The sequence below is a fragment of the Microbacterium sp. SLBN-146 genome (assembly GCF_006715145.1).
GTDB lineage: Bacteria > Actinomycetota > Actinomycetes > Actinomycetales > Microbacteriaceae > Microbacterium.
Genome location: NZ_VFMR01000001.1, coordinates 2,927,813 through 2,944,511 on the forward strand (window position 1 = coordinate 2,927,813; position 16,699 = coordinate 2,944,511).

Sequence of the window (16,699 nt, forward strand, 5' to 3'; positions counted from 1 at the left end):
CCGAAAGTGTCCCGCAGACGACGTCACGTCGCGGGCGAGAGAGCTCTTCCTGTGGATGGATCCGGCGTGCGCTCAGCCGCCGAGCGCCCGAAGCCAGCCTCGGCGTGCCTCGAGCGCATCGCTCGCGGCCGAGATCTTCTTCTTGTCGCCGGACTTCTTCGCCGTCTCGAGTTCCTCTTCGAGCTTGGCGATGGCGTCGGTGAGCTGACGCGTCATGTCGTTCGCGCGAGCCTTCGTCTCGGGGTTGTTACTCTTCCAGTCCGAGTCCTCACGAGCACGGACACCCTGCTCGATGCGGCGCAGCTCGTCGTCGAGCGACCTCTCGACGTCGCGCGGGAAGATCCGTCCGATCTCATCCCAGCGGCGTTGGACACCGGTGAGAAGAGCCCGGGCCTTCGCGAGGTCCTTCTCGTCGGCGATCGGCGCGGCTTCCGCGAGGAGAGCCCGCTTCTGCTCGATCTTCTCGCGAGACTCCTCGACGTCGGCAGCCTCGCGGTCGGCGCGAGCGCTGTACAGCGCGTCGCCCGCGGCCTTGAAACGCGCCCACAGCGAATCGTCGAGTTTCTTGCCCGCACGACCCGCGGCCTTCCACTGGTCGAGGAGCTCGCGGTAGGACCCGATCCCGTCCTCGCCACGCGGAGCGAGCGCTTCTGCGCGCTCGATGAGCTTCGTCTTGCGCTCCTTGACGATCTTGTTGGCTTCGTCGAGTTCGGCATAAAACTCGCGACGGTGCTTGTCCACCGTCGCCCGCGCGTCGCGGAAGCGCTTCCAGAGCGACTGAGCCGTGTTCTTGGGAAGACGCGGCCCCGACTGCTGCAGGGATTGCCACTGGTCGAAGAGCGAGGTCATCTCGGCGCTCGCCTGCTTCCACTGCACCGACTTCGGGTCGCGCGCCGCGAGAGCTTCGGCCTTCTCCACGAGCGCGGTGCGCTCGCGTACTGCTTCCTCGACGGCTTCGCGCGCCGCGGCAGCCTCTGTTTCGGACGCCGCCGCCACTTCGCCCGTCAGCGCTGCGACGCGCGCTTCGAGCGACGCCAGGTCGCCGACCGCGGCCGCGCCGCTGAGCTTGGCCTGCACCGAACGGACCGCTCCACGAAGGTCAGATGCGGATGCTCCGCCACGACGGTGGCGCGCCTCGAGCAGCGCCACTTCGCCCGCGAGGTCGGCGAACTTGCGTTGGAAGTAGGCGAGTGCCTCGTCGGGAGTCCCGTCGGGGAACTGACCCACGACACGCCACTCGTCGCCTTCGCGCACCGAGACAGTGCCGTCGTCGTCGACGCGTCCCCAGGGAACGCCGGCGTCGGATACGGCAGGTACGACGGGGACGGCGGGCCGGAAAGGGACCGGCTTCGGTGCCGGGACGGGCGCCGGGGGAGCGGTACCGCCCGGCTCCGCGTCGGAGACGGGCTCGACAGCCTGCTCGGCGTCTGCGTCGACCGTCGGCTCAACGTCTGCGTCGACAGCCGGCTCAGCGTCTGCGTCGACAGCCGGCTCGGCGTCTGCGTCGGCCGCGGGTGCGGCGTCTACGTCTGCCGCGGGCTCAGCGTCTACGTCTGCCGCGGGTGCGGCGTCTACGTCTGCCGCGGGCTCAGCATCTGCGTCGGCCGCCGGCTCGACGGCTGCCGTCGGCGTCTCCTCGCTGGGACCAGCGTCATCGCTGCTCGACGACGCGGATGCATCCGAGGCGTCGACGTCGTCGGCGCTTTCGGTCGGCTCCGCGTTCGGTGCGGGATCGTTCGTGGATGCCTCGTCGAGGACGGGCTCGGAAGTGGGGTCTGCGTGGGCAGTCACGGGTAGCACCTCATCGCGGCCTGCGCCGCCTGTGGGGGTTGGACGCGTCCAGCCTAGTACGCAGCCCCGCACGCATCTCGCGTTCTCGGCGCCGCGCCGACGCGTCAGGACGTGGGGGTCGGAGAGGGTTCGGTCGACGGGGAATCGCTCGGCACCGGTTCGGACTGCTCGGGAGCGGGCGAGGGCTCGGTCGACGTCGTCGAGGTGGGCGTCGGCTCGGGCACCGGTGCACCCGGACCGACCGTGAAGAAGAGCGTCTGGACGACGACGATGACGGCGATTGCGAGACCGCCACCGATTCCCGCGATGAGGTTGTCACGGGTGCGTCGACGGTTCTGCCCCTCATGGAAGGTCTGACGCGCCTGATACACGCGTGCCCGCTCGCGGGCTTCTCGCGATTCACGATCCTTGCCTGCCTGTGCCACGGGACCTCCTTGTTCCCGGGTGTCTCCCGGCCGGGTTGATCCTATTCACCCGTGCACGAGCTCAGCAAAACCGAGACCTCCGCCACGGCGGGGCCGCGTGTCGGCGGGCGCGACTAGCCTGGTCGAGTGACAGGTTCGGCGGCGCTCTTCCAGGGGCAGACCCCTCTCGCCGTCCGGATGCGTCCCACTTCTCTCGACGAGGTGGCAGGGCAATCTCATCTGCTGCGGCGCGGGTCGCCTCTCGTGACCCTCGCCGATCCCGACGCGACGCGGACGGCCACGTCGGTCATTTTGTGGGGACCGCCCGGCACGGGCAAGACCACCCTCGCGCAAGCGATCGCGCGGTCCTCGGGTCGACGATTCGTCGAGCTGTCCGCCGTGACGGCCGGCGTCAAAGACGTGAGGGAGGTCATGCAGGAAGCTCTCACGCAGCGTGATCTCTACGGACAGTCGACGATCCTCTTCCTCGATGAGATCCACCGCTTCACCAAGGCTCAGCAAGATGCGCTTCTCCCCGGCGTCGAGAACGGCTGGGTCGTCCTCATCGCGGCGACAACGGAGAACCCCTCCTTCTCGGTGATCTCCCCGCTCTTGTCGCGGTCGTTGCTCCTGACGCTCCGACCGCTCACCGACGACGACCTCGGCGTGCTCATCGATCGAGCCATCCACGACGCGCGCGGACTCGCCGGGTCCGTCTCGCTCGACACCGACGCGAGAGAAGCCATCATCCGGCTGGCATCCGGCGATGCGCGCCGGGCGCTCACGACGCTCGAAGCCGCCGCGTCGCTCGCGGCGGAGACACCCGACGACGCATCTACGCCGGCCATCGGTGCGGATCAGGTCGCGCAGGCCGTGGATCGCGCGCTCCTTCGTTACGACCGTCAGGGCGACGAGCACTACGACGTCATCAGTGCCTTCATCAAGTCGATCCGAGGCTCCGACGTCGATGCCGCGATGCACTACCTCGCGCGCATGATCGAAGCGGGCGAGGACCCGCGTTTCATCGCTCGGCGACTCATCATCTCCGCCGCGGAGGACATCGGACTCGCCGACCCGCACGCGCTTCCCCTCGCGGTCGCCGCCGCCGACGCCGTCCAATTCATCGGGATGCCGGAGGGCCGGATCCCGCTCGCGGAGGCGACGGCCTATCTCGCCACGACAGCGAAATCCAACGCCGCGTATCTCGCGATCGACCGCGCGATCGCCGATGTGCGCGAGGGAGGATTCGGTCGCGTGCCCAACCATCTGCGCGACGCGCACTATCCCGGTGCGAAACGTCTGGGGCATGGCAAGGGATATGTCTACCCGCATGATTCCGACATCGGGATCGTCGCGCAGCAGTACCTTCCCGACGAGCTGCGGAGCAAGCAGTACTACGAACCCAAGGGCCTCGGGACGGAACGCGATCTGCAGGCGCGTCTCGAGAAGATCCGGCGGCTGCTCAACGGAGGGTGACCCGCGATCACACCGAATCGGCGGGATGGTAGACTTGACCGGCTCGAAACGGAGTTTTCGGGCATCCCCCTCTTCTTGACCGACCTTCCGGCATGCCCCGACGTGCAGTCCGGACAGGGCGAAGAGCGGGAGATACGTCCGCGAGCCGTGATCGACACGGCCGCGTCATCGGAAGGAACACTTCGTGGCTACGAAGTCCCAGGACCGCCGCAAGGTCCGCCTCTCGCGCGCGCTCGGCGTCGCGCTCACGCCCAAGGCGGCGAAGTACCTCGAGAAGCGCCCGTACGCTCCCGGCGAGCACGGCCGTACGAAGCGCAAGCAGGACAGCGACTACGCCGTCCGTCTTCGCGAGAAGCAGCGCCTGCGCGAGCAGTACGGCATCCGCGAGAAGCAGATGCGCAACACGTTCAACGAGGCACGCCGCAAGGACGGCCTGACGGGTGAGAACCTCGTCGAGCTTCTCGAGATGCGTCTGGACGCGCTCGTCCTGCGGGCCGGTTTCGCCCGGACGACCGCGCAGGCCCGCCAGCTCGTGGTGCACCGTCACATCCTGGTCGACGGTCAGACCGTCGACCGTCCGTCGTTCCGGGTCACGCCGGGTCAGCTGATCCACGTCAAGGCCAAGAGCGAAGGCCTCGAGCCGTTCCAGGTTGCAGCGCTCGGCGGTCACGCCGACGTCCTGCCCCCGGTTCCGGGCTACATCGAGGTCGAACTCGACAAGCTGCAGGCGCGTCTCGTGCGTCGCCCCAAGCGCGCCGAGGTTCCCGTCGTCTGTGACGTCCAGCTCGTCGTCGAGTACTACGCCGCCCGATAGGGCGCCGTCATCGGCACGCACGAAGGGCGTCGGGAACACCCGGCGCCCTTCGGCGTTTCGGCCTACGATGGGAAAGCCGCGGCCAGCGGCCCAGACGAGGAGTGGTGGCATGAAGAAGTTCGTGTGGTTCGTGCTCGGCGTCGCGAGCGGCTTCGTCCTCGCGCACTTCGTCAACAAGGACCCGCGCGGGCACGAGATCCTCGCCGAAGTCGACTCGCGCATCACGGAGTTCACCGACAGGATCGGCGACGCTTACCGTGAGCAGGAGGCGAGACTCGGCGACCTCGTCGATGACGCGAAGGACGCAGCCGTCTCCGCCGCCCAGAACGCCGTCGGCGCGGCATCCGATGCCGTCGACACCGCGGCGCGCAAGCTCACCGACTGACCCACTCGACCGCACGCCCTGCGGGGATCCCGCGGCCTTTCCCGAGGAACAACACCTATATGAAGACCGCCGAGATCGCCCAGCGCTTCCTCGACTACTTCGAGAAGAACGAGCACGTCATCGTGCCGTCCGCATCGCTGGTCACGGATGATCCCGCCCTGCTGTTCACCGTCGCGGGGATGGTTCCCTTCATCCCGTATCTCAGCGGCGATGTTCCTGCGCCCTACCGCCGTGCCGCCGATGTCCAGAAGTGCCTTCGCACGCTCGACATCGAGGAAGTCGGCCACACGCCGCGGCACGGCACGTTCTTCCAGATGCTGGGCAACTGGTCGTTCGGCGATTACTTCAAGGAAGGGGCTATCCGCTTCGCGTGGGAGCTCCTGACAACACCGGATGCCGAAGGCGGCCTCGGTTTCGACCCCAAGGACTTGTGGGTCACGGTCTACGAAGAGGACGACGAGGCGCACGACCTCTGGCGGAGCCTGACGGACCTTCCGGAGGAGCGCATCCAGCGACTCGGCAAGGACACCAATTACTGGTCGACGGGTCTCCCGGGGCCTGCCGGACCGTGCTCGGAGATCTTCTTCGACCGCGGCCCCGCCTACGGCATCGACGGCGGTCCGGCGACAGACGACGACCGGTACGTCGAGATCTGGAACCTCGTCTTCATGCAGTACGAGATCACCGACGTGCGCTCGAAGTACGACTTCGAGATCGTCGGCGAGCTTCCGCACAAGAACATCGACACGGGCATGGGGCTCGAACGCGTCGCCTTCATCAAGCAGGGCGTCGACAACATGTACGAGACGGACCAGGTGCGTCCGGTCCTCGACAGGGCTGTCGAGCTGTCGGGACGCACGTACGGCGCCGTCCACGAAGACGATGTGAGGTTCCGTGTCGTCGCGGACCACGTGCGCTCGTCGCTCATGCTCCTCTCCGACGGCGTGACCCCGTCGAACGACGGACGAGGCTACATCCTCCGCCGCCTCATGCGGCGCGCGATCCGCTCCATGCGGCTCCTCGGAGTCGACGGACCTACGTTCGGCGCCCTGTTCGCAGCATCCCGTGACGCGATGAAGTCGGCGTATCCCGTCGTCGAGACCGACTACGCGCGCATCGAGCAGTATGCCCTCGCCGAGGAGGCGACGTTCCTCCGCACGCTCGCGGCGGGGTCGGCGATCCTCGACGACTCGCTCGCGCAGACGAAGGCCGCGGGTGGGACGACCGTCGCGGGTCCGGAGGCCTTCCTCCTCCACGACACCTACGGGTTCCCGATCGATCTGACGCTCGAGATCGCGGAGGAAGCCGGGCTCACCGTCGACCGTGCCGCCTTCGACGAACTCATGCTCGAACAGCGCACGCGCGCGAAGGCCGACGCCCGGTCGCGCAAGCGCCAGCTCGCCGACACGAGCGTCTACCGCGATCTGCGTGCACAAGGCGAGACCGTCTTCACGGGATACACCGAGCTCGAAACGGAGTCGCGGGTTCTCGGCATCCTCGTCGACGGAGTCTCGGTCGACCGCGCGACGACCGGCCAGATCGCCGAAGTCATTCTCAGCGAGACCGCGCTGTACGCGGAGTCGGGCGGCCAGGTCGCCGACAAGGGCGTCATCGTCGGGCCGGGCTACGAGCTCGACGTCCTCGATGTGCAGCGTCCCGTGTCGGGGCTCGTGAGCCACACGGTCGAAGTGACCACGGGCGAAGTGGGCGTCGGACAGCCCGCCACGACGGTCGTCGACGCCGCGAACCGCCGCGCGGCGCAGCAGGCCCACTCCGCGACGCACCTGATCCACGCGGCTCTGCGCGACACGCTGGGCTCGTCCGCGACGCAGGCGGGTTCGCTCAACCGTGCCGGCTACATGCGTTTCGACTTCTCGTGGGGTCAGTCGCTGTCGGATGCCACCAAGACGGAGATCGAGGAGATCGCCAACAACGCCGTCCGTGACAACCTCGAGGTGACGACGCGCGTGCTCGCGCTCGACGAGGCGAAAGCGCTCGGAGCCCAAGCGCTGTTCGGTGAGAAGTACGGCGACGTCGTGCGGATGGTCGACATCGGCGGGCCCTGGTCGCGCGAGCTCTGCGGAGGCACGCACGTCGGTCGCAGCGCCGAGATCGGACTCATCAACGTCGTGGGCGAGTCGTCGGTCGGCGCCTCCAACCGGCGCGTGGAAGCGCTTGTCGGACTCGACGCCTTCCGCTCGCTCGCGGCCGAGCGGGCCATCGTGTCGCAGCTCACGTCGAGCCTCAAGACACCGCGCGACCAGCTTCCCGCGCGCATCGCCGAGCTGACTGCCAACCTCAAGGCGGCCGAGAAGAAGATCTCCGCGTTCGAGGCACGCGCCCTTGCGGAGCGCGGACCGGCACTCGCCGACACCGCGACGCGCGTGGGCGCGTATCGCGTCGTCGCGGTCGACGTCGGCTCCGCGTCGAGCGGCGACGACCTTCGCACGCTCGCGCTGCAGGTACGCGACCGCCTCGGATCCGACGCCGGCGTCGTCGCGCTCGGTGCACGTGTGGGGGAGCGCCCTGTCGTCATCGTCGCGACGAACGACGCGGCTCGCGGTGCCGGTGCGAAGGCCGGAGCACTCGCGAAGCTCGCAGCCGGCGTGCTCGGCGGCGGCGGCGGCGGACGCGACGACGTCGCACAGGGCGGTGGGACGGATGCCTCGGCCCTGGCGGCCGCTCTCGACTCCATCACGGCGGGCCTCGAAGCCGCGTGAGCACGTTCCGGCGCGGCATCCGTCTCGGCATCGACGTCGGAAAGGCCCGCATCGGCGTCGCGCGCTGCGATCCGGACGGGCTTCTGGCCACGCCGGTCGAGACGGTGGCCCGCGACGAGGAGGCCATCGGCCGCATTCGGACGCTCGCGAGCGACCTCGAAGCATTCGAGATCCTGGTGGGTCTGCCGCTCAACATGCGCGGCGAGGACACCCCGTCGACGACAGATGCACGCGACTTCGCGAGCCAGCTCGCGGCAGGCGCGACGATCCCCGTGAGGCTCGTCGACGAGCGGCTCTCGACAGTGTCGGCGCATGCCGCGTTGCGACAGTCCGGAAGATCACAGCGTTCTTCTCGTAGCATTGTTGATCAGGTCGCTGCGGTCGTCCTTCTGCAGCAGGCTCTCGATGTCGAGAAGAGCACGGGACGACCGGCTGGACACCCGATTCCCCAGGAGCCCGCCTGAGATGCCCGATTCGCCTTCTGAAGATCCGTTCGCGGATCTGTTCAGCAAACTGCCCGACCCTCGATCGCGCACGGTCTCATCCGACGAGCCGGGTTCCGGCAGTGCGCAGGACAGCGGGCAGGTGACTCCGCCGCTCTCGCGGCGGGCGGCCCGCGAGGCCGCCGCTCGGGATGCCGTCACCGACGACGCACCCGTCGCGGACCAGGCACCGCCCGTCTCCGCTCCGGTCTCCGCCGACCGCCCGGGCAACGCGTACACGGCCTCGTCGAGCCTTCCGAACTCAGCTGACGACCGCGCGATCCCCGGCTATGCACGATCGTCCGGCACCGCTGCGGCATCCTCCCCGCCACCACCGCCGCAGCCCGTACCCGCCGCACGGCCCGCCGACACCGCCGCCGACGCCGCCGCGGGACCCGCTCCCGCGCCGGCCCCAGTGACGTCGGACGCCCGCGCGGCGACGCAGGAGGCTCCCGCGCGTCGCAGCGGTCAGCCCGTGTCCGCCCCCGGGCTGGAAGACCTCTTCGCGGGGAAGTCCACGACCGATGAGCTGGGAATCGTCCCACGCCCGGTCGACAAGAGGCGCCGACGCATCGGAGGCTGGATCGCGTTCGGCGTGGTCCTGGCGATCTTCGGCGGCATCGCCGCGGGCGGCTGGTACGTCTGGTCGACGTACGAGCCCCAGATCCGGGCCTTCATGGGCTGGGAGGAGCCGAAGGACTTCGACGCGGGGCTCGCAAACGGCGAAGCCCTCTTGACGATCGTCTCCGGCGACACGGGCGCGTCGATCTCGCCGAAACTCTTCGAGGCGGGCATCACGAAGACCGATGACGCGTTCTACGACTACCTCGTGACGGAAGGCCTCAATCCGCCCTTCGTTCCCGGGGTGTTCCGGCTGCAACTGCAGATGACGTCCGAAGCGGCTCTCGAGGCGATCCTCAACCCAGAGAACAAGCTCGAGAACACGTCGCAGCTGCGCGAGGGACTCACGGTCGAGCAGTCGCTCCCGATCCTCGCGGACACGATCGGCATTCCCCTCGAAGAGTTCCAGGCGGCTGTTGCCGATCCCTCGGCGTACGGCGTCGCGGCGTCGGACCTCGAAGGATGGCTGTTCCCCGCCACCTATCAGTTCGATCCGGGGGTCACCGCGACCGACGTCATCTCGACGCTCGTCAATCGCACGGTCCAGTCGTTGGATGCCGCCGGCGTCCCCGCCGAAGAGCGACAGCGGATCCTCACCATCGCGTCGATCATCCAACGTGAGGCGCGTTTCGAAGCCGACATGCAGAAGGTGTCGACGGTCATCGTCAATCGTCTCGACCCGGGGAACCAGGAGACGTTCGGCTACCTCCAGATGGACTCGACGGCGCAGTACGGCTACGGCGAGATGCACGACGGCACCGCCAGCTCCTCGCAGGAAGCCCTCGACGACGACAACCTGTGGAACACGTACAAGTACCCGGGACTCCCCGTCGGACCGATCTCCAACCCTGGCGACACGGCGATCTCGGCAGCCATGAATCCCGCCGAAGGTGACTGGCTGTACTTCGTCACGGTGAATCTCGACACGGGCGAGACGGTCTTCACGAGCAACCTCGCCGACCACAATCGCGCCGTCGATCAGTGGATCTCCTGGTGCCGCGACAACCCGGATTCGGGGTGTTGAGCGCGGCGAGACGGCTGGCCGTCTGGGGCGACCCGATCGAACACAGCCGTTCGCCGGGCCTGCACGCCGCGGCCTACGGCATGCTCGGACTCGATTGGGAGTACGGCCGACGACGGGTCGGCGAGGAGTCGTTCGACGAGGCGCTCCGCGGTCTCGACTCCTCGTGGCGCGGACTTTCGCTCACCTTCCCCTTGAAGAGCGCGGCGTTCGCGGCATCCGTCTCCCGCGACCGGCGCGCCGAACTCACGGGCGCCGTCAATACGCTCCTCCTGACGGCCGACGGCCCCGCCGGCTTCAACACCGACATCGGCGGCATCGTGGGGACTCTGCGCGAGTCGGGGCCGGCGCAGCTGCGGAGTGCGCGCATCGTCGGGGCGGGTGCGACGGCGACATCGGCGCTCGTCGCGCTGGCGGAACTCGGCGTCCGGCGCGTGGAGGTCGTCGCTCGCCGACCGGAAGCCGCCCAGCCCCTGCGCGATCTCGGCGAGCACCTCGACGTCGCGGTGACGACGGCGGGGCTGGAGACATCCGGCCTCGCTGACGTCGACGTCACGATCGCGACGCTCCCGGGCGACGCCGCCGTCGACGACGGCAGCGCGGACCGCCTCGCGGCATCCGGGGGCTTCCTTCTCGACGTCGTCTACGGTCACTGGCCGACGCGCCTCGCTGCCGCGTGGGATCGCGCCGGTGGCGAGGCGACTTCGGGGCTCGGGATGCTTCTGCACCAGGCCGTGCTTCAGATCCGGATCTTCGTCTCGGGCGATCCGCTCAGGCCCTTGGATGATGAAAGGGCCGTGCTCGACGCGATGCGCCGCGCCGTCATGGAAGACTAGAGCAATGCTCCGAGTGCTCACTGCCGGTGAATCTCACGGCCCCGAACTGGTCGCCATCATGGAGGGTCTGCCCTCCGGTGTCCTCGTCTCCCGGGCCGCCATCCAGGCCGATCTGGCGCGCCGCAAGCTCGGCTACGGTCGCGGCTCGCGGATGAAGTTCGAAGAGGACGAACTGACGATCTCGTCGGGTGTCGTCCACGGACGGACGCTGGGGAGCCCCATCGCTCTGCGCATCGGCAACACCGAGTGGCCCAAGTGGATCGAGGTCATGAACCCCGAGCCGATCGAGCTGACCGAGAAGTCACGCGGTCGAGGTGCGGCTCTGACCCGCCCCCGGCCCGGTCACGCCGACCTCGTCGGCATGCAGAAGTACGGTTTCGACGAAGCTCGCCCGATCCTCGAGCGCGCGAGCGCACGAGAGACAGCCGCCCGCGTCGCACTGGGCGCCGTCGCCCGCGCCTTTCTTGCGGAACTCGACATCCGGCTCGTCAGCCACACCCTCTCGATCGGGCCCGTGCGCGTGCCGGACGGGTCGCCGCTTCCCCTGCCCGACGACGTCGATGCACTCGACGCCGATCCGCTGCGTTGCTTCGACGCCGAGACGAGCGCCGCGATGGTCGCCGAGGTGGATGCCGCGCGCAAGGACGGCGACACGCTGGGCGGCATCGTGGAGGTCCTCGCCTACGGCCTGCCTCCGGGCCTCGGCTCTCACGTGCACTGGGACCGCCGCCTCGACGCGAAGCTCGCGGAGGCTCTCATGAGCATCCAAGCGATCAAGGGTGTCGAGGTGGGTGACGGCTTCGAGACGACGCGCCGACGTGGCTCGGCTGCCCACGATGAACTGTTCTCGACATATGACGGCATCACGCGATCCTCCGACAAGGCCGGCGGCACCGAGGGCGGAATGTCCACCGGCACCGTGCTGCGCGTGCGGGCGGGAATGAAGCCGATCGCGACGGTTCCCCGCGCGCTGCGGACCGTGGATGTCACGTCGGGCGAGGCGGCGTCGGCGCACCACCAACGTTCTGACGTGTGCGCCGTCCCGGCGGCCGGAGTCGTCGCGGAGGCCATGGTGGCGATCACGCTCGCGGGTGCCGTGCTGGAGAAGTTCGGCGGCGACAGCGTCGCCGAGACCCGGCGGAACCTCGACGGCTACCTCGCCGCGATCCCCGAAACGCTCCGCACGAGCGCGGCGACCGACGCGGCGCTGCTCGCCGAGCATGACGTCGCGCTCTGACGCCGTCGTCCTGATCGGTCCGATGGGCGCGGGCAAGACGAGCATCGGGAAGCGCGTGGCCAAGACGCTCGGCCGCACCTTCTATGACAGCGACGTCGCGATCACGCGTGCGCACGGACCGATCGAGACGATCTTCGCCGAGCAGGGCGAGCCGCACTTCCGCGCCCTCGAGCGCGACGCCGTACGGGCGGGGCTCGCCACGGGCGGCATCGTGTCGCTCGGGGGCGGCGCCGTGACGGATGCCGAGACGCGCGCCGCGCTGCGGGACCAGCGCGTCGTGCTGTTGACCGTCGAGCCCCGCGTCGTCGCGGGCCGCGTGCTCGGCTCGGCCCGCCCGCTCCTTGCGGGTGACGGCGGGCTCGAGCGCTGGAAGGCCATCTATGCGGAGCGCCGGCCGCTGTACGAAGAACTCGCCGACGTCACGTTCGACACCTCGAGCGGTCCGCTCGCGCACGTCGTCGAGAACGTCGTCGCGTGGGTGCGAGACACCGAGAAGGAAGACTCATGAGCACTCCGACCACGATCACGGTCACGGGCGACTCCCGCTACGACGTCACGGTGGGCCGAGGATTGCTCGCGACGCTGGGCGATCGGCTCCCCGACGCCGCACGAAAGGTCCTCATCGTCCACCCTCCGACACTCGCGGCCGCGGCGGAATCGCTCCGCGCGACTCTCGTCGGAGAACGCGAAGTGCTCCTCGCCGAGATCCCTGACGCGGAAGCGGGAAAGCGGATCGAGGTCGCCGCGTTCTGCTGGCAGGTGATGGGCAAGGCCGACTTCACGCGGACCGACGTCGTCGTGGGCTTCGGCGGGGGAGCGGTCACCGACCTCGCAGGTTTCGTCGCCGCGACGTGGCTCCGCGGCGTGGATCTCGTCCAGGTGCCGACTACCGTGCTGGGAATGGTCGACGCTTCGGTGGGGGGCAAGACAGGCGTCAACACAGCGGAGGGAAAGAACCTCGTCGGCGCCTTCTGGGCACCGACGACCGTCGTGTGCGACCTCGACATGCTCGACTCGCTCTCGAGGAACGAGATGGTGGCGGGCTTCGCGGAGGTCGTGAAGGCGGGGTTCATCTGGGCCCCCGAGATCCTCGACCTCATCGAAGCCGACCCCGCCGCCGCGACTGATCCGCGCAGCGACGCCTTCCGACGTTCGATCGAACTCGCGATCGACATGAAGGCCCGTGTCGTGAGCGAGGACTTCCGGGAGGCGAGTCTGCGCGAGATCCTCAACTACGGCCACACGCTCGGCCACGCGATCGAGCATGCTGAGCGCTATCGCTGGCGTCACGGCGCGGCGATCTCGGTCGGGATGGTCTTCGCGGCAGAGCTCTCGCGGCTCGCGGGTCGCCTCTCCGACGACGTCGCACAGCGGCATCGCGATGTCCTCGAACTGCTGGGACTGCCGACCACATATCGCGCGGGAGCATGGCCGCAGCTCCTCTCGACGATGCAGCGCGACAAGAAGTCCCGCGCGGGGATGCTCCGCTTCATCGTCCTGGACGACATCGCACGCCCGACCGTGTTGCAGGCCCCCGATGAATCGCTCCTGTTCGCCGCCTACCAGGAGGTCGTCGGCTGAGCGCCCATGGGTATCGTGATGTCGTGACCGAACGCCGTCTCCTCCTCGTCAACGGACCGAATCTGAACCTCCTGGGTACGCGGGAGCCCGAGGTCTACGGAACGTCGACGCTCGCCGACGTCGAGAGAATCGTCTCGGATGCCGCCGCGTCGCGCGGCTATGCGATCCGTGCGATCCAGAGCAACCACGAAGGCGTCCTGATCGACGGGATCCACGCCGCACGGGAGGACTGCGCGGGAATCGTCATCAACCCCGGCGGACTCACGCACACCTCGGTGTCCCTCCGGGACGCACTCGCGGGCGTCGCCCTTCCCGTCGCCGAGATCCACATCTCGAACCCGCGTGAGCGCGAGTCGTTCCGCCATCACTCCTACGTCGAGGATGTCGCGATCGTCCATGTCGCCGGCGAGGGAGTGGGCGGGTACGAGACCGCGACCCTCCGCCTCATCGACGTGCTGACAGGCCAGGCAGACGGATGAGTCGAGACCCTTTCCTGCGCCTCCGCGAGGCATCCTTTAGACTCGAACGTCGGCGCGTCCCGCGATGACTTCGACAGCCCCGGTGTGCGCACCGCCCCGGGGCGACGCGATCGGCTTCCTCACACGAACGGACTTCATCCAGTTATGGCATCCACCGCAGACATCAAGAACGGCGTCGTCCTGAGCATCGACGGACAGCTCTGGAACGTCATCGAGTTCCAGCACGTCAAGCCGGGCAAGGGTGGAGCGTTCGTCCGCACGAAGCTCAAGAACGTCGTCTCAGGCAAGGTCGTCGACCGCACCTACAACGCCGGGGCGAAGATCGAGATCGAGAACGTCGACCGCCGCGACTTCACGTACCTGTACAACGACGGCGACAACTTCGTCTTCATGGACGTCGAGGACTACGACCAGATCAACGTTCCCGCCGCGACTGTCGGCGACGCATCGAACTTCCTCCTCGAGAACCAGCAGGTGCAGATCGCCCTCAACAACGGCAACCCGCTCTACGTCGAGCTGCCGGCATCCGTCGTGCTCGAGATCACGTACACCGAGCCGGGGCTGCAGGGCGACCGCTCGTCGGCCGGCACCAAGGCCGCGACCGTCGAGACGGGCTACGAGATCCAGGTGCCGCTGTTCGTCGAGCAGGGGACGAAGGTCAAGGTCGACACGCGCACGGGCGACTACCTCGGCCGTGTGAACTGACCGCGTGAGCGCCCGCAGCAAGGCGCGCAAACGCGCGCTCGACATCCTCTTCCAGTCCGACGTCCGCGGCGACGAGCTGGCGACCGTGCTCGCCGCCGAGGCCAAGCGCGCCGCGAGCGAACCGGCGCGCGAGACGTCGTGGCTCTACGCCCGCGAGATCGTGGACGGCGTCATCGACAATCGCGACGCGATCGACGAGCAGATCACGACGTTCGCGAAGGACTGGACCCTCGAACGGATGCCTGCCGTCGATCGGGCGGTTCTGCGCATCGGCGTGTGGGAGATCCTCTTCAACGACGAGGTGCCCGCCGCCGTCGCGATCGACGAAGCGGTCGAGCTCGCAAAGGAGTATTCGACCGACGACTCCGGCGCTTTCGTGCACGGCGTTCTCGGACGCATCTCCCGCTCCGCCTGATCGGGTTTTCCCCGGCGCGACGCCCCGTGCCGGAGCGGACGCCTGCCTACACTCGACATCGGAAGGGATCGACCTATGCGCATCACAGGGCTCGGCCACGCCGGGATGTTCATCGAGACGCGGGGCGGCAGCATCCTCTGCGACCCCGTCATCGGACCCAGCTTCTTCGGGTCGTGGTTTCCCTTCCCCGACAACCGGGGGCTCGACTGGGAGCGTTTCGGACAGGCGGACTTCCTCTACATCTCGCACCGCCACCGCGATCACTTCGATCCGGCGCTCCTCGAGCGCTACGTGCCCAAGACCGTTTCCGTGCTCCTGCCCGACTACCCGACCGACGACCTCGAGCAGGACCTCCGCCGCCTCGGGTACGACAACATCGTCTACACGCAGTCGGGCGTGCCGCTGGAGTACGGCGATCTGAAGATCATGGTGACGCCGCTACGGGCTCCGAGCGACGGACCGATCGGCGACTCCTCGCTCTCGGTGGACGACGGCACCGCGAGCATCCTGAACCAGAACGACTCCCACCCGCTCGATCTCGAGAAGCTGCTGTCGTTCTCGAAGCCCGAGGCGTACTTCACGCAGGTCTCCGGAGCCATCTGGTGGCCCATGGTCTACGACCTTCCCGAGGCGTCGAAGCAGAACTTCGCGCAGCTCAAGCGCGACGCGCAGAACAAGCGGGCGATGTACTACATCGAGAAGGTCGACGCCGAACACGTCTTCCCCATGGCGGGGCCCCCGATGTTCCTCCGCGAAGAGCTTTTCCGGTTCAACGGATACGGACTCCAGAACGACTCGATCTTCACGGATCAGCGGCAGTTCCTCGCTCACATGCGCGAACAACGGCCCGCTCAGAAGGGGTACGAATTCGTCCCCGGGACGCAGGTCGACCTCGACCACGGCGAGCTCGTCGTCTCGCAGACCTTGTACTCGAAAGAGGAGATCGACCGGATCTTCGACGACAAGTGGGCGTACCTCGCGGAGCAACGCGATGCTCGCCAGTCCGAGGTCGTGGCAGAAGAGTCGGCACGCGCCGAGGTTCTTGCGCCCGAGGAGATGCTCGCCGCGATCAAGGAGTGGTGGGAGCCGCTGCTCCGCCGCGCGCGCACCATCCGCAACGGCGTGGGCGGCAACGTGCGTTTCCGGATCGGCGATCTCGACATGGTCGTCGACTTCCCGAAGGCGAAAGTTCGGGAGTACGCGGGCGAGGAATGCGTCTACTGGTACACGATCCCGGCAGACCTCGTGTCGACGAACATCGCCGACCACGAGATCGACTGGTCGAACTCCATCTTCCTCTCGATGCAGTTCGAGGTCGGACGAAGCGGGAAGTTCAATGAGTTCCTCACGACGTTCCTCAAGTGCCTGTCGCGTGACCGCATCGAGTACGTCGAGAACTGGTATGCCGAGCAGACCGACCAGACCGAGGACGCACAGCTCGGCGACTGGACCGTGCAGCGGCGCTGCCCGCACCTCCGCGCGGATCTCACGAAGACGGGCAAGATCGAGGACGGCGTCCTCACCTGCTCGCTGCACGACTGGAAGTGGGACCTCGCGAGCGGGCGCTGCCTGACGACGCAGGGCCACCCCATCCGGTCGTCCCGGGCAGAGGACGACGCGCACGGAGCAGCGTCGAGCCCTGCGGCCTGATCTCCGCCCGATCGCGCGGCTCGGGCGGACAGACGTCGCGACGCCCGGTAGGGTGGAAGGCACCAGAGCAACCTTTAATCCC

16 protein-coding genes are annotated in these 16,699 nt (G+C 68.2%); 14 read left to right on the forward strand and 2 right to left on the reverse strand.

Going from position 1 to position 16,699, the window contains the following annotated elements; translation table 11 throughout:
• Positions 1–72: 72 nt before the first annotated feature.
• Both FBY39_RS13110 and FBY39_RS13115 read right to left on the reverse strand, forming a co-directional pair.
• Positions 73–1,791 (reverse strand): DUF349 domain-containing protein, encoded by a 1,719-nt coding sequence (locus FBY39_RS13110; protein ID WP_141932701.1) that lies wholly within the window; start codon positions 1,789–1,791, stop codon positions 73–75.
• Between the two features lie 104 nt (positions 1,792–1,895).
• Positions 1,896–2,216 carry a dioxygenase gene (locus FBY39_RS13115; protein WP_141932702.1) on the reverse strand — a complete coding sequence of 107 codons (321 nt, stop codon included), beginning with the start codon at positions 2,214–2,216 and terminating at the stop codon, positions 1,896–1,898.
• Positions 2,217–2,342: 126 nt separating this feature from the next.
• Here FBY39_RS13115 and FBY39_RS13120 point away from each other — a divergent pair, with 126 nt between their 5' ends.
• The 14 genes from FBY39_RS13120 to FBY39_RS13185 all read left to right on the forward strand — a co-directional run bounded on the left by FBY39_RS13120 (position 2,343) and on the right by FBY39_RS13185 (position 16,617).
• Positions 2,343–3,671 (forward strand): replication-associated recombination protein A, encoded by a 1,329-nt coding sequence (locus FBY39_RS13120; RefSeq protein ID WP_260837974.1) that lies wholly within the window; start codon positions 2,343–2,345, stop codon positions 3,669–3,671.
• 184 nt (positions 3,672–3,855) lie between these two features.
• A complete protein-coding gene (rpsD, locus tag FBY39_RS13125) occupies positions 3,856–4,485 on the forward strand; it encodes a 30S ribosomal protein S4 (RefSeq protein ID WP_141932703.1) in 630 nt (209 codons plus the stop codon).
• A 109-nt stretch (positions 4,486–4,594) separates the two neighbouring features.
• Entirely contained in the window at positions 4,595–4,870 is a 276-nt protein-coding gene (locus tag FBY39_RS13130) for an ATPase (protein ID WP_141932704.1), read from the forward strand.
• A gap of 59 nt (positions 4,871–4,929) precedes the next feature.
• A complete protein-coding gene (gene alaS / locus FBY39_RS13135) occupies positions 4,930–7,590 on the forward strand; it encodes an alanine--tRNA ligase (RefSeq protein WP_141932705.1) in 2,661 nt (886 codons plus the stop codon).
• Positions 7,587–8,054, forward strand: a complete 468-nt coding sequence (gene ruvX / locus FBY39_RS13140) for a Holliday junction resolvase RuvX (RefSeq protein ID WP_141932706.1) — start codon at positions 7,587–7,589, stop codon at positions 8,052–8,054. The genes alaS and ruvX overlap by 4 nt, the downstream gene beginning before the upstream one ends.
• Before the next feature lies 1 nt (position 8,055).
• Positions 8,056–9,717: an endolytic transglycosylase MltG gene (gene mltG, locus FBY39_RS13145; protein ID WP_141932707.1), complete on the forward strand. Its 1,662-nt coding sequence runs from the start codon at positions 8,056–8,058 to the stop codon at positions 9,715–9,717.
• Entirely contained in the window at positions 9,687–10,550 is an 864-nt protein-coding gene (locus tag FBY39_RS13150; RefSeq protein WP_313901704.1) for a shikimate dehydrogenase, read from the forward strand. The genes mltG and FBY39_RS13150 overlap by 31 nt, the downstream gene beginning before the upstream one ends.
• Positions 10,551–10,554: 4 nt before the next feature.
• Positions 10,555–11,787 (forward strand): chorismate synthase, encoded by a 1,233-nt coding sequence (gene aroC / locus FBY39_RS13155; protein WP_141932708.1) that lies wholly within the window; start codon positions 10,555–10,557, stop codon positions 11,785–11,787.
• A complete protein-coding gene (locus FBY39_RS13160) occupies positions 11,771–12,295 on the forward strand; it encodes a shikimate kinase (RefSeq protein WP_141932709.1) in 525 nt (174 codons plus the stop codon). Before aroC ends, FBY39_RS13160 begins: the two co-directional genes overlap by 17 nt.
• Positions 12,292–13,368: a 3-dehydroquinate synthase gene (aroB, locus tag FBY39_RS13165; protein ID WP_141932710.1), complete on the forward strand. Its 1,077-nt coding sequence runs from the start codon at positions 12,292–12,294 to the stop codon at positions 13,366–13,368. The genes FBY39_RS13160 and aroB overlap by 4 nt, the downstream gene beginning before the upstream one ends.
• 23 nt (positions 13,369–13,391) lie before the next feature.
• The gene (locus tag FBY39_RS13170) at positions 13,392–13,847 is read left to right on the forward strand and encodes a type II 3-dehydroquinate dehydratase (protein ID WP_141932711.1); all 456 of its coding nucleotides are present in this window, start codon (positions 13,392–13,394) and stop codon (positions 13,845–13,847) included.
• A 144-nt stretch (positions 13,848–13,991) separates the two neighbouring features.
• A complete protein-coding gene (gene efp, locus FBY39_RS13175; RefSeq protein WP_141932712.1) occupies positions 13,992–14,552 on the forward strand; it encodes an elongation factor P in 561 nt (186 codons plus the stop codon).
• A gap of 4 nt (positions 14,553–14,556) precedes the next feature.
• Complete coding sequence (gene nusB, locus FBY39_RS13180; RefSeq protein ID WP_141932713.1) at positions 14,557–14,967, forward strand: transcription antitermination factor NusB; 411 nt, start codon at positions 14,557–14,559, stop codon at positions 14,965–14,967.
• 75 nt (positions 14,968–15,042) lie between these two features.
• Positions 15,043–16,617, forward strand: coding sequence for a Rieske 2Fe-2S domain-containing protein (locus tag FBY39_RS13185; protein ID WP_141932714.1), 1,575 nt, complete (start codon positions 15,043–15,045; stop codon positions 16,615–16,617).
• The last annotated feature ends 82 nt before the right edge of the window (positions 16,618–16,699 follow it).